Here is a 21769-nt window from a genome sequence, read left to right as displayed (position 1 = left end):
CCGGCGTTCTCCTTCCCCGGCGCCGGACCGGCCGGGGAAGGGGTGCCGCCGGGCCCCCTAGCGATCGAGGGGCTCGTAGTCGAACCAGTCGAAGCGGACGGTGCCGGCCGCGGCGTACATGCCGAGGACCCGGCCGCTGAAGCCGCCGGCGACCTCGGTCGACAGGTAGCGGCCGTCGAGCGCCGCGAGCACCGTGAAGGTGCCGTCGGGCTCCTCGACGCCGAGGGAGACGACGTCGGGTCCGGTGACCGGTCCGTGCGGAGGCGGCGGGTCCGTGATCGTGAGGCCGAGCACCACGGGCCCGGCGGGCACGGGGTGCTCGGCCACGACCGTGCGCAGGGAGCCGACGCGCGCGATCACCCGGACCTCGGTGCCGGACGCCTCGATCGCGTAGTGGTGCCGCTCGTCCAGCCGGACGGCGAGCCCGCCGCGCCCCTGCGCGGGGTCGACGAGGGTGCGCGCCCGGCACGACAGGTGCTGCTGGCGCCGGCCGGTGAACACCACGTCGGGCTCGTCCAGGGAACCGCCCCGCGCCCGGAGCGTCAGCCATCCGGGGCGCTCCTCGGTGGTGCAGTGCTCGGCGGGCCGGTCCCGCAGGGAGATCCAGGACGGCCGCAGTCCGCTCAGCTCGAAGTCGTCCCGGTGCTCCTCGGCGGGCCCGGGGGAGAGGGGCCAGGGGAGCGTGGCCGGGTCCGGTCCGACCTCGCCGACGACCGGCCAGCCGTCCACCCAGGTCACGGGCGCCAGGAAGGTCTCGCGGCCGAGCACGTGCCAGCCGGGGGTGCCGCCGCGCGGTCGTACGCCGAGCAGGACCATCCACCACGAGCCGTCGGGGCCCTGGACCAGGTCGGCGTGGCCGGTGTTCTGCACGGGGTGGTCGGTGCTCCGGTGGGTGAGGACCGGGTTGGCCGGACACGGCTCGAACGGGCCGCCGGGCGCACGGCCCCGGGCGATCGACACGCCGTGGCCGCGCTCGGTGCCGCCCTCGGCGATGAGCAGGTACCAGTGATCGCCGATCCGGTACAGGTGCGGCGCCTCCGGGGCCTTCGCGCCGGGCGTGCCGGACCACACCCCGTGCGGTGTCCCGTACGTCCGCCCGGTGGACGGGTCGATACGGACCTGGGCGACCCCGGCGACCGTGCACCAGCAGGTGCCGTCCTCCTCCCAGGCCAGGTCGGGATCGATGCCCGGTACGCCCGGCGCGGGTACGGGATCCGACCAGGGTCCGGCGGGATCGGTGGCCGTGACGATCAGGTTGCCGCCGCCCTCGCGCACATGGGTGACGATCAGCCAGAAGCGGCCGTCGTGGTGGCGCAGGGTGGGGGCGTAGATCCCGCCGGAGGACGGCATGCCGGCCGGCAGGCGCAGTTGTTCCGGCCGGTCCAGGGCGTTGCCGAGCTGAGTCCAGTGCACCAGGTCGCGGCTGTGGAAGACGGGTACGCCGGGGAAGTACTCGAAGCTGGAACAGGCGAGGTAGTAGTCGTCGCCGACGCGGCAGACGCTGGGGTCGGGGTGGAAGCCGGGGATCACGGGGTCGCCCGGCCGGGCGGTCCGGTGCCGGATCGGCGCCTCCGCGTCGTCATGGCTTCGGCGGTTCAACTGCTGGCTCATGGTGGCGGCCCTGCCCTGGGGTGAGTGTCGAAGCGCTTCACTTGGTGGCAGGCGAAGGTAGCGGATGGGTTTCCCGTGCGACAAGAGCCGTAACGGCGGGAGAGTCTCGCTGCTCGGAATGCCGGCTGTTCCTCGGTCGGGGGTTGCGTCGATGCGCTTCGACGGGCGCGGGCCGTCGGCCCGGGCCCTCTTCTGCCCGCTTCTGTGCCGCTGAGGGGCCGGCGGGTCTCCTCCGCCCCGGCCCTGCGGCGGCCCGGTTGTCCGCCGGCACGTCACAAGGTGTTGAGTTCCTGCCCGGCGGGGGTGTCCTCGCGGTGCAGGAAGGTGGCCAGCAGGTCGCCGACGGGATGGCCGGCCTCGGCGGGATGGCGGAGGGCGACGCTGGGGTCGATGGTGTAGCGGTTGCGGCGGCCGACGCGGGTACGGGTGAGGTATCCGGCCGCTTCGAGGTCGGCGACGATGAACTGCACGGCCCGTTCGGTGATGCCGATGGCGTCGGCGACGTCCCGCAGGCGGGACCCGGGATCACGGGCGAGGGTGATCAGGACACGGGCGTGATTGGTCAGGAACGTCCACTGGTCACCGCGCGCGGAGGGCTGAGTCATGGCCTCCATCATACGAAGCGGACTTCGTCCGACCAATACTTTCTCACGAAAAAAGATTGACGAAAAACTTTTCGCGTAACTCTTGACCGGTGTCGGGTGGCCGGGTGACGCTGAGAACACCCCCCACCACTGCTCCACCCGCCGAAGGGAGCCCTCGATGAATGACCTGTCGTTCACCGTCCCGCTGTGGATGTGGGCCGCGGTCACCCTCGTCATCGCCGTCATGCTCGCCGTCGATCTCCTCGCCCACCGCGACAACCACGTGATCGGCTTCAGGGAAGCGGCGATCTGGTCCGGAGTGTGGATCGCCGTCGGTCTCGCCTTCGGGCTGGTCCTCCTGGCCTGGCAGGGCGGCGAGGTCTCCTCCACCTACTACGCCGGCTACCTGATCGAGAAGGCGCTGTCCATCGACAACGTCTTCGTCTTCGCGCTGGTCTTCTCCTTCTTCGCCGTCCCCGACGCCTACCAGCACAAAGTCCTGTTCTGGGGCGTCATCGGCGCCCTGGTCCTCCGGCTGGCGTTCATCTTCGTCGGTGCCGAGCTGCTGCAGCTGTTCTTCTGGACCGCCTACCTGTTCGGCGCGTTCCTGATCTGGACCGGCTACAAGATGGCCGTCTCCAAGGACGCGGAAGTCCACCCCGACCGCAACGTCGTCGTCCGCCTGGTCAAGAAGATCGTTCCCACCGACACCCGCTACCACGGGAGCCGGTTCTTCACGAGGATCGGCGGACGGCGGGTGGCCACCCTGCTGTTCGTGGCGCTGGTCGCGATCGAGGCCACCGACCTGATCTTCGCCGTCGACTCCGTCGCCGCCATCCTCGCGATCACCACCAACACCTTCCTGGTGTGGACCGCCAACGCGTTCGCCGTACTCGGCCTGCGCAGCCTGTACTTCTGCCTGGCGGGACTGCTGCGCCGCTTCGCCTACCTCCACTACGGGCTCGCCGTGCTGCTCGCCTTCGCCGGCGTCAAGCTCATCCTGTCCGAGACCCCCGTCGGCAAGCTGCCCATCCCCCTCACCCTCGGCGTCATCGTCGTCACCATCACCGTCTCCATCGCCTGGTCCCTCATCGCCACCCGGGGCGACCACGGTGACTCCGACGGTGGCGCCACGGCCCGAACCGACGGGACCGCGGGCGCCGAATCCGCACCAGCCGCCGGCGCCACCGGTCCGCACCACCCGGACGCGGCGTCATGAGCACCCGGACTCCTCACACCATCGGAGGGGCGCTTCCGCGCGATGCGGCCCAGCGCCCCCCGGTGGCCCCGTCCGCGTCACCGGCCCCGGCTCCGGTTCCCCGGGTCCCGGTTCTCCGGCCCCGGGGCCCGGCCCGAGCGCACCGCCCGGCTAGACGCGGTCCTGGAAGACGCAGTTCCACGCGTGCGTGCCCGCGACGCCGCCGTCGGCGCACACCGCTTCCAGGGTGTAGAAGTGCGTGGTTCCCCGCGCGGCCGTGGTGTCCGTGTGGGCACGGGTCTCGGCCGGCAGCAGTCCGGTGTGCAGCGGCTCGTACGCCTCCGTGGCCGCGTTCCACCGGCTGATCCGGTAGCCCACCGCGTCGTCGCACTCGGCCGTCTTGTCGCACCGCCAGTTGACGGACGGCCCGTCCTCGGCGGGTCCGCCGATCACGGTGCCGTGACCCGTGCTGCCGAGGTCCCAGTCCCGGACGACGGTCCCGGACGGCCGGACGTCCAGTTCGGTGGCCTGGACGACCGTGACCTTCGGGTCGCTCGGGGGCAGCGCGTTGCCCAGAGGTCCCTGGCGACGACCGCGTACACGTACGTCTCGCCGTCCGGCAGGTCGCCGCAGAGGACGGCGAGCGGGCCGCTCGTGCCCTCCCGGCAGGAGGTGGGGCCGAGCCACGTGACCGTGCCGTCGGCCTGCCGGGCGCCGGTCCAGACCGCGTGGCGCTCGACGTCGTCCTCGTCCGAGGCCGCCCAGCTCACCAGCACGCCGTCGGCGCGCGGGACGGCCTGCACGCCGGTGACCGGGCCGGGCGCGACGCGGTCGCCGGTGCGGACGACGAGCGGGGCGGACAGCGCCGACTCGTTTCCGGCCGGGTCCACCGCCGCGACCGCGTACGTCACGTACGTGCCCCCGGGCATGTCCAGGTCGTGGCAGATGCCGCCGGTGCTGGTCTCGTCGCTCCCCTCGGCGCAGGTCACGCGGGTGAGCGCGGCCGGGTCGAGGGGCGTGCCGGGCGAGCGGTAGACGTGGTACGTCCCGCCGTTGTCGAAGTCCTGCGTGGCGGTGACCAGGCCGCCGGTGGCGGCGAGGGCGGCTGTCGCGGCCAGCGCGGTCAGCCGGGTACTGCCGCCGGCGAGTGCCGGCCTATGTGCGACAGGCGGCCGTCGCGTCGGGGCGGGGGGTCGCGGTGGGGGCGTAGTGCCGGGAGAAGATCGCCGCCACCAGGTCACGGCGGCTGCGGACCCCGGTCTTGTCGAACACGGCCTTCAGGTGGTCCTGCACGGTGTGCGGCGACAGCCGCAGCCGTCGGCCGATCTCCTGGGTGGAGTAGCCGTGGAAGACGAGTTCGGCCACCGCGCACTCGCGTGGGGAGAGGCCGTAGGCGCGGACGAGGAAGGCCGCCCGTCCGAGCGGATCGGCGGGCTCCATCGCGACGGCGACGCACGCGCCGAGGTTCTCGTCCAGCGACCAGGCGTGCAACTGAACGGCCTCCCGGCTGCGCGCTCGGGCCCACGAGGTGACGGACCGCGACGCCTCGCCCGCGCGGGCGGCGGCCCGGACAGAGGCGGCCACCGCGTAGACGGCGATGGGCAGTCCGTGGCCGTCGTGCCCCGACTCCAGTTCGCCGAGCCAGTGATCGGCGGTGGGCGAGGTGAAGACCGGCTCGTAGTCGGCGTCCAGCATGACCAGCCCCGGGGCGGTGGGGTGGGAGGCCGCCCGCGCGCTCTCCTGGACGAGCAGGCGCCGCAGTACCTGTCCCAGCGGTTCGGCGAGTGAGCCGGCCGCTCCGAGTTCCGCCTCGTCGAACGGGGGGAGGTCGGCGCTGCGCCCCAGCACGAGGGCGCCCCAGCTCCCGTGCCGGTCGCGCAGCACCACCCGTAACTCGTCCCGCTGCCCCAGGGGCTGGCAGATGTCGCGGTAGCGCGGACTGGTCCGCGGGTCGCCCTCCACCTCGCGGCTGAGCAGACCGACCGGCGCGGGCCGGCGGGCGAGGTCCGGGATGTGGTTCACGTCCCCCTCGCGGTACTCGATGTCCAGCATCCGCGGCATCAGTTCGATCGGCACGCCCCGCCGGTAGTTCCCCCCGGTGCTGATCAGCGTCAGCGGATCGAGCGTGACACCCGCCCACACCTCGCAGGGGAAATCCGGAAGCATCACCTCCGTCACCCGGTCGAAGAAAGCCTGCACATCCCGCGCACCCGCAGCCGCCCGCAACGTGTTCCGGTGAATACGAGCGGACCGACCCCCGTCATGGCTCATGGGACGGAGCGTAACGCCGGGCACCGGATCAGGGGCAGTCGCAGGAGAGGAACAGGAGCGGAAGAGGAGCGCGCGCAGGCCCCCGGATTTCTCGGATCGGCCCGATCCGGCGGTGCTGCAGGCCTTGCCGGGCCGAGTCGGCACGGAGCGGCCGGGATCCTGGGGGGTCCTCGTCCGCGCGTACGAGGCGGAGCCGGACCCGGCGCTGCGGGAGGCGGTGGCCGCGGAGCGGATCGGCCGCCGTGTGACGCGCGAACCGCGCTCCCCGCCAGGTCTCCGCTTCGGGCGGTCCGGCACCGCACGGGCGCCGCTGGACGCCGGACGGGCCCTGGACGCACCGGAGTCGGTCCGACCGGCCCGCGATCTGGCCCCGCGCGTCCCGACGGTCTGCCCGAACCCCGACGTCTGCCACGGCGCCTCCGGGGCCGGACCGACCCGGCTGGGGCCCTGGGAGGCCACCGGCGAGCCCGTCTTCCTGGACCGGGCCTGAGACCCCCGACGGGTCCGGTCCGCCCGCCGCACCCGGCGGGCGGACCGAAGCGTCGTTTTCCTTTCCCCGGCTGCGGGAGCCGGTCGGGGAGGGGCCCGGTGCTCACCACGGAGGCCAGGAGCCACACCGCACAGGAGGAACTGCGGCGAAGGACGGTGCCCCTGACGCGCCGTCGGGTCATTCGGCCCAGGCACGCGTCGGGCCGTAGGATCGGGTGCCCTTGGGGGTGGGACTTGTGGTCAGACGGAGTTCGGGCACGCCGACGCTGGAAGAGGTGGCCGCCCTGGCCGGAGTGGGCCGGGGCACGGTCTCCCGCGTCATCAACAACGCGGCGGGCGTCAAGGAGTCCACGCGCCGTGCCGTGCGGCGCGCCATCGACGAACTGGGCTACGTGCCCAACCTGGCGGCGCGTTCACTGGCCGGGCGACGTGCGGACGCCGTCGCGCTGGTGATGACGAACACGGACTGGCGGTTGTTCGGGGAGCCGTTCTTCTCCGAGGTCGTGCGGGCGGTCGGGGACGCCCTGTCCGGTACGGCGGTGCAGCTGCTGCTCACCCTGGTCCGCACGGACGCCGACCGGAAGAGGTTCGTGGAGTACGCGCGCGGCGGCCGGGTCGACGGGGTGCTGCTGATGTCCGTGCCGGCCGAGGACCGGCTGCCGGACATGCTCGCCGACGCCGGGCTGCCCACGGTGCTGCTGGGCCGGCGCTCGGGCGACGAGCGGATGACGTACGTGGACGCGGACAACGTCGGCGGGGCGCGTACGGCGGTCCGCCACCTGGTGGCCGGCGGCCGCAGGGCCGTCGCGGCCATCACCGGCCCGCCCGACATGTACGTCGCCCGGTGCCGGCTGCGCGGTTACCAGGAGGCACTGGCCGAGGCCGGGCTCGGCGACGGGTCGGCCCTGGTGGCCCAGGGCGACTTCACCGAGGCCAGCGGGCGCCGGGCGATGGCCCGGCTCATCGAGCGGCGCCCGGAGGTCGACGCCGTCTTCGCCGCGTCGGACGCCATGGCGGCAGGGGCTCTGGACGCCCTGCGTGCGGCGGGGCGACGGGTGCCGCAGGACGTGGCGGTGATCGGCTTCGACGACTTCGAGCTGGCCGAGCAGACGGATCCACCGCTGACGACCGTCCGCCAGCCGCTGGAGGAGATCGGGCGGACGATGGTGCGACTGCTGCTGGAGGAGATCGAGCAGCCGGAAGTGGCCTGGCGCCATGTGATCCTGCGGACGCGGCTGGTGACGCGCGAGTCGGCGTGAGTCCGCCACGGGTGCGCCGGAGCGACCGGCGGCCGGCGCCCACGGGCACACGCCCACAGATCCACGCCCACCGGCCGAAGCCGCTCGGGCCCCGGCAGCGAAACTTTCGGGAGCGCTCCCAACCACCCTGCTCATGAAGTCTGTTGGGTATTCCGCATCCTCACCCGCCGCTGACCTGTGGCTTCGAAATCTGTTCGACACATTCGGCTTCCCGAGGGTTGTCAGGGGCGCGGGCGGCTCCTAATGTCCCATCCGAACCAGTGGGTGGGAGCGCTCCCAGCCAGGACGGGCCGGGAGCGCTCCCGATGTCCTGTGCGCTCCATCCGGTTGTCCCTCCCAGAGAGGCCCCCACATGCGACCGTCACCGCACCGCCCCAGAACCGCGCGCGCCCTGCTCGGCGCGCTGCTCACCGCTCTCGCCACCGTCGCGGCCCTCCTGGCCGTCGCGCCGGCGGCCCAGGCGGACACCGTGGTCTGCGAACAGTTCGGCTCGACCACCATCCAGGGCCGCTACGTCGTCCAGAACAACCGCTGGGGCACCAGCTCCCCCCAGTGCGTCACCGCCACCGACACCGGCTTCCGGCTGACCCAGGCCGACGGTTCCGTGCCCACCAACGGCGCCCCGAAGTCGTACCCGTCGGTCTTCAACGGCTGCCACTACACCAACTGTTCGCCCGGTACCAACCTCCCGGCGCAGCTCAGCGGCATCGCCGCCGCCCCCAGCAGCATCTCGTACGGCTATGTCGGCGACGCCGTGTACAACGCGTCGTACGACATCTGGCTGGACCCCACGCCCAGGACCGACGGGGTGAACAAGACCGAGATCATGATCTGGCTCAACAAGGTCGGCCCGGTCCAGCCGATCGGCGCCCAGGTGGGCACCACCACCGTGGGCGGGCGCTCCTGGCAGGTGTGGACGGGCAGCAACGGGTCCAACGACGTGATCTCCTTCGTCGCCCCGTCGGCGATCTCCGGCTGGAGCTTCGACGTCATGGACTTCGTGCGGGAGACCGTCCGCCGCGGAATGGCCCAGGACAACTGGTACCTGACGAGCATTCAGGCCGGTTTCGAGCCGTGGCAGAACGGTGCCGGGCTCGCGGTGAACTCCTTCTCCTCCGCCGTGAACCTCGGTACCCCCGGCGACCCCGGAAACCCCGGTGACCCGGCGGCGGCCTGCAAGGTGACGTACGCGACGAACGTCTGGACCGGTGGCTTCACCGCCGACGTCACCGTCACCAACACGGGCTCGACGCCGGTCGATCCCTGGAAGCTGGCCTTCACCCTGCCCTCCGGGCAGCGGATCACCAGCGCCTGGAACGCCACCGTCACCCCGTCCACGGGGGCGGTGACGGCGACCGCCCTCGCGCACAACGCGCGGATCGCGCCCGGCGCCGGACAGACCTTCGGCTTCCAGGGCACCTACAGCGGCTCGTTCGCCCAGCCGGCCGGGTTCAGCCTCAACGGCACCGCCTGCGCGTGAACGGACCCCCGCCTGCCGCCGCCCGGCGCCCGCACCGCCCGGTTCAGGACGGTCTCCGCCTGCTCCGGTGGCTACCGGGCGGAGGTCACCGCCAAGAACACCGGCACCGCAGCGTCACCGGCCGGACCGCCACCCGGGACCTGGGAGGCTCCACGATCAGCAGCTCCCTGGAACGGCTCGGCGACCGTGTCCGCGGGCCGGGCCGCCGTCCGCGACGCCGCCCCCAACGGCGCGCTGTCACCCGGCGCCACCACCTCGCCCGGCTTCACCGCCGACGGCCCCACGGGCATGCCCGCGACCCGGTGCACCGGCCCCTGACGCACGACCCCCACGTACTCCCGCGGAGGGCACGATGAACCGTCCGACCGGGCCCGGCGCCACCCGCCCGCGCCCGACCCGCCGACGCCCCGGCCGTCACCGCCCACGCCGGCACCGTGCTCATGCGGGCACACCGCCCGCCTGATCCACGCACGTCCACCCCAGATCCCCCCGCCCGTCCGGCGGCTTCCTCCCCGGACGGGCGGGGGCTCCATCACCGGACGGTGAACCGCGAAGGAGAGAAGCGCGACCGGAAGACGATCCCCACACAGGCACAGGAGACACCATGGCTCGACGCAACAACCGACTCGTCCCACTGGCGGCCGCGGTGCTGGCGACGCTGCTCGGCGGACTCGGTCTGGCCCTGCTGGGCCAGAAGGACGCACAGGCGCACGGCGTCACGATGACGCCCGGATCGAGGACCTACCTCTGCTACCTGGACGCCAAGACCAGCACCGGTTCCCTGGACCCGACCAACCCGGCCTGCCGGGCCGCGCTCAACGAGAGCGGCGCGAGCGCGCTGTACAACTGGTTCGCCGTGCTCGACTCCAACGCCGGTGGCCGCGGCCCCGGTTACGTCCCGGACGGCAAGCTGTGCAGCGCCGGCGACAGGTCGCCGTACAACTTCACCGGCTACAACGCCGCCCGCTCCGACTGGCCCCGCACGCACCTCACCTCCGGGAGGACGATCCAGGTCAAGCACAGCAACTGGGCCGCGCACCCGGGGTCGTTCCGGGTGTACCTGTCCAAGCCGGGCTACTCGCCCGCCACCGAACTGGGCTGGGACGACCTGGAGCTGATCCAGACGGTCACCGACCCGCCGCAGACGGGCTCGCCGGGCACCGACGGCGGCCACTACTACTGGAACCTGAACCTGCCCTCGGGCCGTTCCGGTGACGCGGTGATGTTCATCCAGTGGGTGCGCTCGGACAGCCAGGAGAACTTCTTCTCCTGCTCGGACATCGTCTTCGACGGCGGCAACGGCGAGGTGACCGGCATCCGGGGCTCGGGCAGCACCCCGACCCCGACTCCCACACAGACGCCGACCTCCACCCCGACGCAGACCTCCACTCCCACCCCGACACCGTCCGACCCGCACACCGGGTGCATGGCCGTGTACAGCGTGACCAACTCCTGGAGCGGCGGCTTCCAGGGCTCGGTCGAGGTCATGAACCACGGCACGACGGCGCGCGACGGCTGGGCCGTGAGGTGGACGCCCGGCGCGGGCACCAGGATCAGCAGCGTCTGGAACGGCGCGCTGGGCAACGGGTCCGACGGTACGGTCACGGTCGGAAACCTCGACTACAACCGGACCCTCCCGCCGGACGGCAGCGTCACCTTCGGGTTCACCGCGACATCGACCGGCAACAACTTCCCGGTCGGCTCGATCGGCTGCGTCAATCCGTAAGGACGCTGGTCCGGATCGGGCCGGGGCTTTCCGTTCCGGCCCGATCCGGACGGAAAGCCCCGGCCACCGACCCGGGGCGGGGGGGGGGGGGGGGGGGGGGGGGGGGGGGGGGGGGCCCCCCCGCCCCCCCGGGGGGCGCGGGGGGGGGGGGGGGGGGGGGGGGGGGGGGGGGCCCCCCCCCCCCGGGGCGGGGGGGGGGGGGGGGGGGGGCCCCGCGCGCGGCGGCCCCCCCCCCCCCCCCCCCCCCGGGGCCGCCCCCCCCCCCCCCCCCGCGCGCCCCCCCCCCCGCCGCCGTGCGTTCGCACGCGGTGCCCCTCCGCCCCCGTGAGACCCGTGCGGCGGGGACCTCCGGCCACGGTCCGCAGGCCCTCGGGTCCGGTGCGACGCGCGGGGTGGCGGGGAAACGGGGATGCTGGTGGCAGGAGCACGGACCCGTGACCTGCTGGGACGAGGTGGTGAGCGTCGTGGTGGTGAGCGATGGAACCCCGCGTGGAGCTGCTGTTTCACGCGTCGATCCGTTAGGGGATCCGTTTCTGCGGACGCGCTTCGTCCCGCCCGCGAGACCCGGCACGTTCCTGCACCGCGAGCGGCTGGTCAGGCACCTGGACCAGGCACCACCGACACCGCTGACGATGGTCAACGGATCCGCCGGCGCCGGCAAGACCCTGCTGGTGGCGGAGTGGGCCGCACAGCTGCCGCAGCCGGTCGCCTGGCTCACCCTGGACCGGGCGGTCCAGGGACCGGGGGTGTTCTGGGCACATCTGCTCCAGGCACTGCGCACCGCCGGTGTGCCGCTGCCCGTCGAGATCGGTTCTCCCGCCGACGCGAACCGGGTGAACCACACGTTGCCGACCCGGCTCGCCGCGGAGCTCAGCGACCGCGACCGCCCCGTGGTCGTGGTGCTCGACGAGTACGATCGCGTGACCGCCCCGGAGATCTCGCAGCAGCTGGATTTCGTCCTGCACCACGCGGGGCCGGGGCTGCGTCTGATCCTGGTCACCCGCACCGAGCCGCTGCTCCCGCTGCACCGCTACCGGGCGGCCGGGGAGATGACCGAGATCCGCGACGCCGAACTCGCCTTCACGCCCGAGGAGACGGTCGAGCTGCTGGAACTGCACGGGCTGGACCTGTCCGTCGAGGCGGCGGGGACGCTGGTGGACCGTACCGGGGGATGGGCGGCCGGCCTCCGGCTGTGCGCCCTGGCCGCGCAGCAGAGCCCGGACCCGGAGCTCTACCTGAAGGAGTTCGAGGCGGGGCGCAGTACGATCGCCGACTTCCTGCTGGCCGAGGTGCTCAAGCGGCAGACGTCCCAGACGCAGGACCTCCTGCTGCGCGTCAGCGTCCTGGACCGCTTCTGCGCCGATCTGGTGAACGCCCTGACCGGGCGCGGTGATGCCGAGCCCATCCTCGCCGGACTCCACCGAGAGAACGCGTTCGTCGAGCACCTCGGGCACGGGTGGTACCGCCTGCACCCACTGTTCCGGGAGATCCTCCGGGCCCACCTGCGGGAGCGTTCTCCCGGCCTGGAGCCCGAACTGCACCGACGGGCCGCGCGGTGGCTGCGGCGCTCGGGCTCCCTCGCGGAGATGCTCGCCCACGGCGCCGCCGCGGGGGACTGGGAGTTCACCTCCCGTGCCCTCGTCGACGATCTGGCGATCGGGCAGCTCCTCACCGGCCTGCGCGCCGACGGCCTGGCCGAACTGTTCGCCGACGTGGAACCCGGGGCGACGAGCCCCGCGGCTGACCTCGTCCGCGCGGCCCGTGACCTGTCCCGGTACGACCTCGATCGCGGCCTGGCCCATCTCCGGCACGCCGGGAAACAGCCGGCCGCCGACGCGTGCGAGCCGGCGGCGGCCCGGCTGAGCCGCGCCCTGCTGGAGGCACTGGCGGCCCGGCTGGCCGGCTGCCCGGACCGGGCCGAGCAGGCCGCGGAGACGGCCCGGGAACTGCTGCAGGAGATCCCCTCCCCCCTGCTCGACCGGCACCCGGAACTCCTCGCCCTGCTCCTGACCCACCTGGGCTCGACGCGGCTGTGGGCCGGGCGTTTCGCACCGGCACGGGTCGCCCTCACCTCGGCGGCCCGCAGTCCCGGCGGCGCCTCCACGGCGCTCCCGCGCAAGGATTCCCTGGAGCACCTCGCGCTCATCGACTACCTCGACGGGTGGCCCGGCAGGGCGGAACGCAAGGTCGTCGCGGCGATGACCGAGTCGGAGCGGTTCGGTCTGCCCCAGCCGTCCGGCTCGGAACTCGGGCGGCTGGTGCTGGCCGCGGTGGCCGTCGACCGCGACGACCTGGGCCGGGCCCAGGCCCTGCTCGACCAGCTGTCCGACCCGGCGGCCCGGGACCCGGTGGCCGCCGCGGTCCGGTCCATCGCGGCGGCTCGTCTGTTCCTGGCCCGGGGCCGGCCGCGCGCCGCCCTGGCGGCCACGGATCCGGCTTTGTCCACCGAGGTGGCCTCGCCCTGGGCGAGGGGCCACGCCGCCCTGATCGCGTCGGCCGTCCATCTGGCCGAGGGCCGCCCGGAAGCGGCCGCCGAGGCGCTGGAACCGGTGGCCGACGAGCAGCCGGCGTGCGTCGTGGGCGCCGCGCGGGCCCGCCTCGCCGCGGGCGACCGGCACGCGGCCCTGCACCTCCTCGACGCCGTCACGGCCCGCGGATCCGTCGGCCCGGCGGTGACCGTCCGCGCCGCACTGGTGCGGGCACAGGCCGCGTACGTGGCGGGCGATGTCGCCACCGCCCGCCGGCTGGTCGCCCATACGCTCGTGGAAGCCCGGCGCGAGAAGCTGCGGCGGCCGTTCCTGGAAGCCGGACCCTGGATCGGGCCCCTCCTGGCCACGGCGCCCCTGCGGGCACTGGCCGCGGGCTGGCTCGTGCCGGGACCCGCACCGGACGGCGGTTTGAACCCCTCCGCGACGGAGCCCGCACCGGTGCTGGTGGAGCGGCTGAGCGGACGTGAGCGTGACGTGCTGCAGCGGCTCGCCCAGATGATGTCGACCGAGGACATCGCCGCTGATCTGTTCGTGTCGGTGAACACGGTGAAGACCCACCTCAAGAGCGCCTACCGGAAGCTGTCGGTGAGCCGGCGCGGCGACGCCGTGCGGCGGGCGCGCGAGCTGCGGCTGCTGTGACCGCACCCGTTGAGGTGGCCGCCCGGCAGTGCTCCGGGTCCCGGGGCCGGGCCGGGCGTGGGCAGCGGCCGTACCGCCCTCGCCCGTGGCGGGTGAGGCGTCCGTCGGACGTCCGGGGTGCGATGGCGGCGGTGGCGTGCTCGCCGCCACCGCCCAGGTGCCGGTTCCGGTGCCGGGCCGACCCGGTGAGGTGGACACTGTGAGACGCCGATGTGCTTTGATCGTCCTGGGGAAGGCCCGGTTCCCGGTGGTGCCGGACACCTCCGTGACGAGCGTCTCCATCAGCGTCGATTCCCATGCCCCGGTCCGGTTCGACGGACCGGGGGCGGCCGTCCTGGCGGCCGGGGACATCACCCCGGTGAGCTTCCCGGCCACCCGGCACCTGCCCGCCGGCGGCGCCGTCGAGGACGGAGGCGAACCGGCGCCGACGACGACGCGGCCGGGGCGGTGCCCGGGCCCGCGACGGAGGTCGTGATGTCCCGGACCGGGCACGACGCGCCCCGGGCGACCGAACGCCGGGCGCACGCCGACTACACCGGCGGCGTCTACGGATCGATGCTCGCGGCCTCGGTCGTGATCGGTGCCGGCACCCTGGGTTCGTTCCCGCGCCTGGAACTGGTGCTGCTGTTGCTGCTCACGGGTGTGGTGTTCTGGATCGCGCACGTGCACGCCCAGTTGTTCGGCGCGCGTCTGGCGCAGCAACCCCTGGACCGCCGGGTCGTGCTGCACGTGTGCCGGGACGAGTGGCCGATCGTCAAGGCCGCCGTCCCGCCCGCCGTCGCGGTGGCGGTCAGCCCGCTGCTGGGTCTGGACACGTCGGGCACCCTGTGGCTGGCGCTCGCCGTCGCCGTGGCCGGTCAGGTGGGCTGGTCGATGGCCGCCGCCCGCCGGGCCGGAGCGGCCTGGCGTCAGGTGGCGGGCACCGCCGCGGTCAACCTGGCGCTCGGCCTGCTGATCGTCTCCTTCAAACTGGTCCTGACCCACTGACCCACTGACCCACTGACCCATGGCACCGGCTGTCGGCTGTCGGCTGTCGGCTCGTGGCGCGGCGGGTCACCTGCGCAGGGTGAGGACGACGGGCGCACGAGGACGGAGCATCGGAGCGGTGGATGCAGTTGGCCTGGCGGACGTGGCCTGCGGGAGAGCCCCCATGCAGTATGAGATCCGCGTCGACGGACACATGTCGAAGACGCTGACCAGTGCTTTTCCTGAGCTGGAGCACGTAGTGATCTCCGGCCAGACAGTGCTGTACGGACCTCTCGTGGACGAGGCGCACCTGTACGGCCTGCTGGCCCGCCTGCAGTCGCTGGGACTGCACGTGGTGGAGCTGCGGCGGCTGCCGGAGTGACCCGCAGGGCCCCGCTGGCGTCGCGGTCCGCACGGGGACCGCTCGACGCCGTCGGATTCCTCCCGCGGTGACGCGGACCGGGCGGGCCGCGGCCCGCCCGGTCCGCCGTGACCCGGCCGCGGTCACCCGCCGGGGGTGATCCGGCACCCCGGTGGTGCGCGGGACGCTGGCCCGACGCGGCACCGCACCGCGTCCCGTCGGCGGTCCGGCCGACGGCGCGCCGGTGCCACGAGGAGGAACCATGACCGAATCGCACGGTGCGGCGCCGCCGACCGGACCGGGATCTCCCGTCGGCGGGAGGACCGCGGACGGGGCGGGGGACCCCGCCGATCTGCTGGCGCGGCTCGGCGGCTCGTGGACCTGGCTGCTGGGGTCGGCGGTGGCGACCCTCGTGCCGGGCGTACTGGCGCTGGCCTGGCCGGACGCCACCCTGCACGTGCTGGCGGTGATCATCGGGTTGTACCTGCTGGCGAACGGTGTGTTCCGGTTCGTCTCCGTCTTCGCCCGGCGCGAGCCCGGTGAACGCCTGCCGGGGCTGCTCGTCGCGGTGCTCTACGTGCTGGCCGGGGTGCTGTGCCTGCGCAACCCCCTGCAGACGATCACCGCGCTCTCGCTGATCGTCGGGATCAGCTGGCTGGTCACCGGCATGCTGACCGTCTTCACGGCCCTGGCCGCCGAAGGCCTGCCCCACCGCGCCTTCCTGCTCGGTGCCGGGGCGCTCGGCGTCGTCGCCGGCATCGTCGTGCTGGTCCTGCCCACCGAGTCGGTCCTCGCCCTCACGCGGCTCCTCGGGCTGTGGCTGCTCCTGCTCGGTCTGGTCGAGCTGGGTGTCGCCTTCGCCTGGCGGGCCGCACTGCGCAGGGCGTGAGCCGTGTCCCCCGCCGACCCCACGACGGCGGCACGAGTCCCTCACCCACGCGCCCAGGACCGAGGAGAGCCATGGACACCAGGAGAACACCCTCGCCTTCGGGCCCCGACGGCGCCGGCGTACAACATGCCGGACACGTCATCGCCCGTCGGGCCGCCACGGCCGGCGGACCGGGCCGGGCAGGCCCGTGAGCGATGTCCAGGAAGTCCGGCGCGGTGCCGCGCCGGAGACACGCGCTGGAGCGGATCACGGCGACCCTCCGCACCGGGCCCGCGGCCCGGCTGCTGCCCATGCTGTCGGCGCTCAACATCGTGGAGGGCGCCGTCAGGCTGGCCGCGCAGGCTTTCCTCACGGCGCTGCCGCTGCTGATGACCGTGGCGGCCTTCGCACCGGACGCCGTACAGGACCTGCTCGTCGACTCCCTCTCGGCCGTCCTGGGCGCACCCGGCGACACCCTCGACGAGGTGCGCCGCACCTTCCAGGCCCCCGAGGGGGTGACGCGTGACTCCGTCGGAGCCGCTGGCGTCGTGGTGACGCTCGTCTCCGCCACGGCCTTCAGCCGCGCGTTGCAGGCGGTGTGCGAACGGTGCTGGCATCTGCCCAGATCACCGATACGGGCCGCGGCCTGGCGCTGGCTGCTCTGGCTCCTCGTCTGGCTCGCCGTCCTCCTCGTCCAGGCCCCCCTGCGCGACGGCTTCGGCACGGGGGTGGTGTCCGGCCTGGCGCTGTCGATGACGTCCGCGACGCTCATGTGGTGGTGGTCGCAGCATCTGCTGCTGAGCGGCCGGGCCGGCTGGCGGAGCCTGTTGCCCGGCGCGGTGCTGGCCGCCGCGGGCACCGTGCTGCTGAGCCGGATCGCCGGACTGCTGATGCCCACGGTCATGCAGCGCAGCCTGCGCGAGTTCGGCCCCCTCGGCCCGGTCTTCACCTTCCTGTCCTGGCTGATCGCCGTCTTCCTGGTGGCCGTCGCGGGACTGGCCCTCGGCCAGTGGATCGCGGGCTCCACCTGGTACCGCACCGTCCTCGTCCCCCGTCCACCGGCCGGCGACCGGTGAACGCGCCGCCGGGGAAGAGCTCACCCGTCCCGGGTGAGGCCCTCGGCGAGCGGCGCGCGCATGCTGAGGACAGCAGGAACCGGCGGTCGGGCACTTCGCCCGGAACGGAGCACCGAAAATGGGCACACAGACGTACCTCGCCTACGACTATCCGCTGCTGAGCATGTTCTGGACCATGCTGTGGTTCTTCCTGTGGATCATGTGGTTCATCCTGCTCTTCCGGATCATCGGCGACATCTTCCGCGACGACACCCTGAGCGGATGGGGCAAGACCGGCTGGCTCGTGTTCGTCATCGTCCTGCCCTTCCTCGGCGTGTTCGTCTACGTCATCGCCCGCGGCAAGACCATGGGCCGCCGGGAGATCACGCACGCCCGCAAGCAACAGGAAGCCTTCGACGCCTACATCCGCGAGACCGCGGGCGGCACCGGCGTCACCGGCGGCCCCAGCCGGGCCGACGAACTCAACCGGCTGTCGGAGATCCGTGCCCGCGGCGACATCTCCGACGAGGAGTTCCGGCGGGCCAAGGAACTCGTCCTGAGCGACCACGGCGCGTCGACTCCCTCCGGTCGCGGCGCCGCATCCCGTCACTGAGCACGGCCAGGAAAGCGAGACAGAGATGACCGCTGCACACACTCCCCGCACACACACGGCGAAGTACGAGTGGGCCGCGGGGCTGATGGTCTTCGCCGCCGTCATGCTCGCGCTCGTGGGCGTCCTCGACGTCTTCCGCGGCATCATGGCGATCGCCGAGGACGACGTCTTCCTCACCACACGCAACTACGTCTTCGAGTTCGACCTCACCGGCTGGGGCTGGATCCATCTCGCCCTGGGAGTGGTCGCCGTCATCGTCAGCGTCGGCCTGTTCCAGGCGTCGACATGGGCGCGAGTCGCCGGCGTCGCCATCGCCGGACTCGTCGTCATCGCCAACTTCCTCTCCCTGCCGTACTACCCGGTGTGGTCGATCGTCATGATCACGATGTCGGGGTTCGTCATCTGGGCCCTGTGCGTCGCCCGCAAGGAGGACTTCGCCGACTCCTTCGACACCATGCCGCCCGGTGACCGGTGACCGGTGAGCCGCCCGTCCGGCGGCACCGACGCACCCGGATGTGCCACCCCTCGACCCGTAGGCGGTCACTGCCGGACGCGGGGCGCCGGCCGGCCACGGGGCTGGGTGAGGGCCTTGACCTGCCGGAGGGCGGGCACGGCCTCCACCGCCCGTACCCCGGGGATCGCGTCCACGTGGTCGGCCAGGTGGGCGAAGAGTTCCTCCGTCGTGCGGGCACGGCACCGGGGCGACGATGTCCGACCGACCGCTGACCCCGGTGGCGCACCGCACCTCCCGGTGCTCCGCGAGAGCCCGTCCGGCCTGCCGCAGCCGTGTCGGCTCGACCGTCAGCCGGAGCACCGCCTCGGTGCCGTGCCCGAACGGCTCGTGGTCGTCATCGACGTCGAAGCAGAGCGCTCCGGTCGAACGCAGTCTCTCCACACGGCTTTGGCGGTCCACGGACCGATTGCACCTGCCGCGCTCCGGCGGGTCCGGGACGGCGCGACTGATCAGCGCCGGCGTCATGGGCAGCAGCGCGGCGGCGCCCACCCCCGACGACGCCTGCCCGATCCACACCGTCCGGACGGACCGCGCGGACAGGGACCGGGGCAGTCGTGACACCCGTGACCGCGGCCGAACACCGGGATCCACCCATTTCACGAGGGCACGACGCGATCACCTTCGCTCACCGTGAAGGGTCACCGATTGACGCTCACAGAGGCGGTCCCCAAGCTGGTAGGGGGCTGGTCGAAGGGACCGTGACCGTGAGTGGTGAACAGAGTGGACTTTCCCGGCTGCTGACGGCAGCGGAGACGGCGGCGCCGGTGGAGTCCGTCGACGTGGTCGCGGAGGACCTGCGGCGGCGTTTCGAGGCCACGGAGGTTTCGTTCCTCATCGTGGACCTGACGGGGAAGTCGGTGGCACGGTTGCCGACCGCCGTCGCCGCTGCCGCCGCCGTGGCCGGCGGGCGGGAAGCGGAGCGGATCCCCCTGTTCGGCGGCGTCTACGAGCAGGTCATCCGTACGCAGCGGCTGTATCAGGAGGCGACCGGCCAGGGACACCAAGTGATCGTGCCGGTCACCAACCGGGGGGACGCGATCGGGCTGCTGGAACTGATCCTGCCGACCGCCCCCGGCGAGGACGTCCTGGACGCGGTCGGCGAAGCCGCGCACGCCCTGGCCTACATCGTGATCGCCAACGGGCGCTTCACCGATCTCTACACCTGGGGCAAACGCTCCAGGCCCCCCATCCTGGCGGCAGAGATCCAGTACCAGCTGCTGCCCCCGTCACTGTCGTGCGAGGCGGCGCAGTTCACCCTGTGCGGGAACCTGGAGCCCTCCGAAGGCCTCAGCGGCGACACGTTCGACTACAGCCTGGACCGTGACACCCTGCACGTGTCGGTGACCGACCCCATGGGCCACGACATCGACGCCGCCCTGGCCGCAACGGTCCTGGTGGGCGCCCTGCGCGGCGCCCGCCGCGCAGGAGCCGGCCTGGCCGAGCAGGCCCGTCTGGCCGACCGGGCGCTGGCCGCCCACGGCCGCGGTCACGCCACCGGGCAGCTGCTGCGCATCGGCCTCCGCACCGGGCGGACGCAGCTCGTCAACGCAGGCCACCCCTGGCCCCTGCGCATGCGCGACGGGACCGCGAAGGAGATCACCTGCGAGGTGGACCAGCCCTTCGGGCTGTCCATGTCCGCGCCCCACTCCTACCGCGTCCAGGACATCGATCTGCGCCCCGGTGACCGACTGCTCATGTTCACCGACGGCATGCTCGAACGGCACGGGGAGAAGGTCGACCTGCCCGCACTGCTGGAGCGCACCCGGGACCTGCACCCGCGGGAGACCGCGCTGATGCTGACGTCCGCGGTCCTGGACGCCGGCGACGGCCGGCTCGAAGACGACGCCACCGTGATGTGCCTGGACTGGCACGGCCACCAGGAGACCCAGCGGCACGTCAGTTCCGGCGCGGACACGGGGCAGGCTTCGGCCGGTCGGACGCGACGGCAACCGTGACCGGGGAGCTCTCCTGAACGGTGTCAGGCAGCCTGGGAGCAGCTCTCGTCGTCGGCGCATCCCCTCTGAGCACCGTCGAGCTGACGACCGGGCGCGCGAGGGACTCGTCACCGTTCAGGGCGTCAGCCGCCCACTCCGGCTCATTCCGGGTGACCGCGACCCGGATCAGCGGGAACCGGGCCGGTCCGTCTCCTCGGCGGCCGTGTCCTGCGGGCTCGGAAGCGTCCGTCCCAGGAGTACCAGCGGGGACAGAGCCATCAGCACCGGAGACAGCATCATGCCCGCCGCCGTCACCAGGAGGCTGGTGCGCAACCCCCACTCCTCCGCGAGGAATCCGCCGAGGAGGGAGCCGAGCGGGGCCGACCCCATGCCGGCGAACGTGATCGTCGCGGCCACGCGGCCCTGCATCCCGTCCGGAGTGACGGCCTGCCGGACGGCCATCACCGTGACGTTCACCAACTGGCCCCCGGCCCCGAACACGAAGCCGACCGCAAGGAGCACGGCAACCGTCACCGCGGAGGAGCCGTGCAGCACGGGCACGCACAGGAACGCGCCGTCGCCGAGTGCCGCCGCGGTCACCAGTACCGCACCGTGACCGAACCGGTTCGGCAGGCAGGCGGCCAATAGCGAGCCCAGGAGCGCACCCGGTCCCGCCGCGGCGAGCGCGAGCCCCACGACGGTCCCCGACAGGTGCAGTTCCCTGGGCAGGAAGAGCAGGTAGACGGTCATCGTCGCCGCGAAGCAGAACTGGAAGGCGGCCGAGGCCAGGCACACGGTCCGCAGCGAGGTGTCACCGACGACGAAACGCAGGCCCTCGCGAATCCGCAGCCAGACCCGGGGAGGGCGTTCCGAGCGTTCCGGAACCGACTCGGTCCGGCGGATGCGGCGGACCGACAGGAACGACAGCGCGAAGAACAGCGCGCCGGAGACCGCGGCGACCGGCGCCGACAGCAGGGAGACCAGCACACCGCCGAGGGCGGGGCCGCCGATCTGGGCAGCGGACCGGCTGCCCTCGAGCGCGCTGTTGCCCCGGACCAGCTGATCGCGTTTCACGAGCCGTACGAGAGAGGACTGGTAGGCCACGTCGAAGAACACCGACAGGGCGCCGAGCGCGAGGACGACCGTGAGCAGCGCGGGCATGCCGAGCAGGCCGAGGACGCCGGCCACGGCGGTGGCGGCCAGGGTCAGGGCCCGACCGACGTCCGCCAGCACCATCGTCGTACGGGTTCGCCACCTGTCCACCCACGCCCCGACGAAGAGCGAGAGCAACAGGACCGGCGCCTGCCCCACCGCACGGAGGACACCCAGCTCGCCGGCACCTGCGTGGAGCGTCAGGACGGCGAAGAGCGGCAGGATCACCAGACTGGCGTGCTCACCGAGTTGAGAGGTTGTCTGGCCCAGCCAGAGTCTGCGGAAGTCGGCGTCCCGCCACAGGCTTGACGGAACAGGACGACCGGAATCGGATACGGCGGAGGTGGTGGACGGCACGCGAATCCCTTGTGTTGCCGACGACGGGGCCCGCCACCGGGCACCCGAAGGCGCACCGGCGGTCCGGGCAGGGGAAGGCTCGCTGTGCCGCAACATCAAGGGCAGCACGCGATGACAGGCCGGTCACGGCCTACAACGTCAACGCGCGCTCGGAAAACCGACCATGTCGAAGCTCCTCGTGGGGCACTCGCCGTACCCGCACA

General features: G+C 73.0%; 20 protein-coding genes. 14 read left to right on the top strand and 6 right to left on the bottom strand.

What is annotated here, in order from left to right:
* Window positions 1-57: 57 nt before the first annotated feature.
* Together ACGFQC_RS25815 and ACGFQC_RS25810 are read right to left on the bottom strand one after the other, a co-directional pair.
* A complete protein-coding gene (locus ACGFQC_RS25815) occupies window positions 58-1611 on the bottom strand; it encodes a glycoside hydrolase family 43 protein (protein ID WP_363092399.1) in 1554 nt (517 codons plus the stop codon).
* A 272-nt stretch (window positions 1612-1883) separates the two neighbouring features.
* Window positions 1884-2216, bottom strand: coding sequence for a helix-turn-helix domain-containing protein (locus ACGFQC_RS25810; protein ID WP_363092398.1), 333 nt, complete (start codon window positions 2214-2216; stop codon window positions 1884-1886).
* 157 nt (window positions 2217-2373) lie between these two features.
* Between ACGFQC_RS25810 and ACGFQC_RS25805 the strand changes: the two genes are divergently transcribed.
* Window positions 2374-3414, top strand: a complete 1041-nt coding sequence (locus ACGFQC_RS25805) for a TerC family protein (protein ID WP_363092397.1) — start codon at window positions 2374-2376, stop codon at window positions 3412-3414.
* A gap of 150 nt (window positions 3415-3564) precedes the next feature.
* On the opposite strand, the gene ACGFQC_RS25800 is transcribed toward ACGFQC_RS25805, so the two are convergent.
* The 3 genes from ACGFQC_RS25800 to ACGFQC_RS25790 form a co-directional block, all read right to left on the bottom strand.
* Window positions 3565-3846: a hypothetical protein gene (locus tag ACGFQC_RS25800; protein ID WP_363092396.1), complete on the bottom strand. Its 282-nt coding sequence runs from the start codon at window positions 3844-3846 to the stop codon at window positions 3565-3567.
* Window positions 3843-4382: a hypothetical protein gene (locus ACGFQC_RS25795; RefSeq protein WP_363092395.1), complete on the bottom strand. Its 540-nt coding sequence runs from the start codon at window positions 4380-4382 to the stop codon at window positions 3843-3845. Before ACGFQC_RS25795 ends, ACGFQC_RS25800 begins: the two co-directional genes overlap by 4 nt.
* 166 nt (window positions 4383-4548) lie before the next feature.
* Window positions 4549-5559, bottom strand: coding sequence for a helix-turn-helix transcriptional regulator (locus ACGFQC_RS25790; RefSeq protein WP_363092394.1), 1011 nt, complete (start codon window positions 5557-5559; stop codon window positions 4549-4551).
* A gap of 217 nt (window positions 5560-5776) precedes the next feature.
* Here ACGFQC_RS25790 and ACGFQC_RS25785 point away from each other — a divergent pair, with 217 nt between their 5' ends.
* The 13 genes from ACGFQC_RS25785 to ACGFQC_RS25725 all read left to right on the top strand — a co-directional run bounded on the left by ACGFQC_RS25785 (window position 5777) and on the right by ACGFQC_RS25725 (window position 20078).
* On the top strand, window positions 5777-6154 hold the full coding sequence (locus tag ACGFQC_RS25785; protein WP_363092393.1) for a hypothetical protein: 378 nt from the start codon (window positions 5777-5779) through the stop codon (window positions 6152-6154).
* Window positions 6155-6389: 235 nt separating this feature from the next.
* Window positions 6390-7412, top strand: coding sequence for a LacI family DNA-binding transcriptional regulator (locus ACGFQC_RS25780; protein ID WP_363092432.1), 1023 nt, complete (start codon window positions 6390-6392; stop codon window positions 7410-7412).
* Between the two features lie 352 nt (window positions 7413-7764).
* Entirely contained in the window at window positions 7765-8892 is a 1128-nt protein-coding gene (locus ACGFQC_RS25775) for a cellulose binding domain-containing protein (protein ID WP_363092392.1), read from the top strand.
* A 12-nt stretch (window positions 8893-8904) separates the two neighbouring features.
* Window positions 8905-9210, top strand: a complete 306-nt coding sequence (locus ACGFQC_RS25770) for a cellulose binding domain-containing protein (RefSeq protein ID WP_363092431.1) — start codon at window positions 8905-8907, stop codon at window positions 9208-9210.
* Between the two features lie 286 nt (window positions 9211-9496).
* Window positions 9497-10618 carry a lytic polysaccharide monooxygenase gene (locus tag ACGFQC_RS25765; protein WP_363092390.1) on the top strand — a complete coding sequence of 374 codons (1122 nt, stop codon included), beginning with the start codon at window positions 9497-9499 and terminating at the stop codon, window positions 10616-10618.
* A 632-nt stretch (window positions 10619-11250) separates the two neighbouring features.
* On the top strand, window positions 11251-13746 hold the full coding sequence (locus tag ACGFQC_RS25760; RefSeq protein ID WP_363092389.1) for a LuxR C-terminal-related transcriptional regulator: 2496 nt from the start codon (window positions 11251-11253) through the stop codon (window positions 13744-13746).
* Window positions 13747-14220: 474 nt separating this feature from the next.
* Window positions 14221-14733, top strand: coding sequence for a hypothetical protein (locus ACGFQC_RS25755; RefSeq protein WP_363092388.1), 513 nt, complete (start codon window positions 14221-14223; stop codon window positions 14731-14733).
* A gap of 163 nt (window positions 14734-14896) precedes the next feature.
* Window positions 14897-15094 (top strand): hypothetical protein, encoded by a 198-nt coding sequence (locus ACGFQC_RS25750; RefSeq protein WP_363092387.1) that lies wholly within the window; start codon window positions 14897-14899, stop codon window positions 15092-15094.
* Window positions 15095-15335: 241 nt separating this feature from the next.
* The gene (locus tag ACGFQC_RS25745; protein WP_363092386.1) at window positions 15336-15962 is read left to right on the top strand and encodes a DUF308 domain-containing protein; all 627 of its coding nucleotides are present in this window, start codon (window positions 15336-15338) and stop codon (window positions 15960-15962) included.
* A 194-nt stretch (window positions 15963-16156) separates the two neighbouring features.
* Entirely contained in the window at window positions 16157-17017 is an 861-nt protein-coding gene (locus ACGFQC_RS25740) for a YhjD/YihY/BrkB family envelope integrity protein (RefSeq protein ID WP_363092385.1), read from the top strand.
* 118 nt (window positions 17018-17135) lie between these two features.
* Window positions 17136-17609 (top strand): SHOCT domain-containing protein, encoded by a 474-nt coding sequence (locus tag ACGFQC_RS25735; RefSeq protein WP_363092384.1) that lies wholly within the window; start codon window positions 17136-17138, stop codon window positions 17607-17609.
* A 25-nt stretch (window positions 17610-17634) separates the two neighbouring features.
* Window positions 17635-18084, top strand: coding sequence for a hypothetical protein (locus tag ACGFQC_RS25730; RefSeq protein WP_363092383.1), 450 nt, complete (start codon window positions 17635-17637; stop codon window positions 18082-18084).
* 743 nt (window positions 18085-18827) lie between these two features.
* Window positions 18828-20078 carry a PP2C family protein-serine/threonine phosphatase gene (locus ACGFQC_RS25725; RefSeq protein WP_363092382.1) on the top strand — a complete coding sequence of 417 codons (1251 nt, stop codon included), beginning with the start codon at window positions 18828-18830 and terminating at the stop codon, window positions 20076-20078.
* A 165-nt stretch (window positions 20079-20243) separates the two neighbouring features.
* Here ACGFQC_RS25725 and ACGFQC_RS25720 read toward each other — a convergent pair whose 3' ends face one another.
* Window positions 20244-21512, bottom strand: a complete 1269-nt coding sequence (locus tag ACGFQC_RS25720; protein ID WP_393288744.1) for an MFS transporter — start codon at window positions 21510-21512, stop codon at window positions 20244-20246.
* Window positions 21513-21769 lie beyond the last annotated feature (257 nt).

The organism is Streptomyces sp. NPDC048734, assembly GCF_043198675.1.
Classification (GTDB): domain Bacteria; phylum Actinomycetota; class Actinomycetes; order Streptomycetales; family Streptomycetaceae; genus Streptomyces.
This window is presented reverse-complemented; position numbering and strand designations above follow the sequence as displayed.

Excerpts from the sequence above, each read along its gene's own strand:
- ACGFQC_RS25750 (WP_363092387.1), top strand. The coding sequence starts at position 14,897 with ATGCAGTATGAGATCCGCGTCGACGGACACATGTCGAAGACGCTGACC.
- ACGFQC_RS25805 (WP_363092397.1), top strand. The coding sequence starts at position 2,374 with ATGAATGACCTGTCGTTCACCGTCCCGCTGTGGATGTGGGCCGCGGTC.
- ACGFQC_RS25765 (WP_363092390.1), top strand. The coding sequence starts at position 9,497 with ATGGCTCGACGCAACAACCGACTCGTCCCACTGGCGGCCGCGGTGCTG.
- ACGFQC_RS25735 (WP_363092384.1), top strand. The coding sequence starts at position 17,136 with ATGGGCACACAGACGTACCTCGCCTACGACTATCCGCTGCTGAGCATG.
- ACGFQC_RS25740 (WP_363092385.1), top strand. The coding sequence starts at position 16,157 with ATGTCCAGGAAGTCCGGCGCGGTGCCGCGCCGGAGACACGCGCTGGAG.
- ACGFQC_RS25760 (WP_363092389.1), top strand. The coding sequence starts at position 11,251 with ATGGTCAACGGATCCGCCGGCGCCGGCAAGACCCTGCTGGTGGCGGAG.
- ACGFQC_RS25730 (WP_363092383.1), top strand. The coding sequence starts at position 17,635 with ATGACCGCTGCACACACTCCCCGCACACACACGGCGAAGTACGAGTGG.
- ACGFQC_RS25815 (WP_363092399.1), bottom strand. The coding sequence starts at position 1,611 with ATGAGCCAGCAGTTGAACCGCCGAAGCCATGACGACGCGGAGGCGCCG.
- ACGFQC_RS25790 (WP_363092394.1), bottom strand. The coding sequence starts at position 5,559 with ATGCTTCCGGATTTCCCCTGCGAGGTGTGGGCGGGTGTCACGCTCGAT.
- ACGFQC_RS25810 (WP_363092398.1), bottom strand. The coding sequence starts at position 2,216 with ATGACTCAGCCCTCCGCGCGCGGTGACCAGTGGACGTTCCTGACCAAT.
- ACGFQC_RS25775 (WP_363092392.1), top strand. The coding sequence starts at position 7,765 with ATGCGACCGTCACCGCACCGCCCCAGAACCGCGCGCGCCCTGCTCGGC.
- ACGFQC_RS25745 (WP_363092386.1), top strand. The coding sequence starts at position 15,336 with ATGACCGAATCGCACGGTGCGGCGCCGCCGACCGGACCGGGATCTCCC.
- ACGFQC_RS25755 (WP_363092388.1), top strand. The coding sequence starts at position 14,221 with ATGTCCCGGACCGGGCACGACGCGCCCCGGGCGACCGAACGCCGGGCG.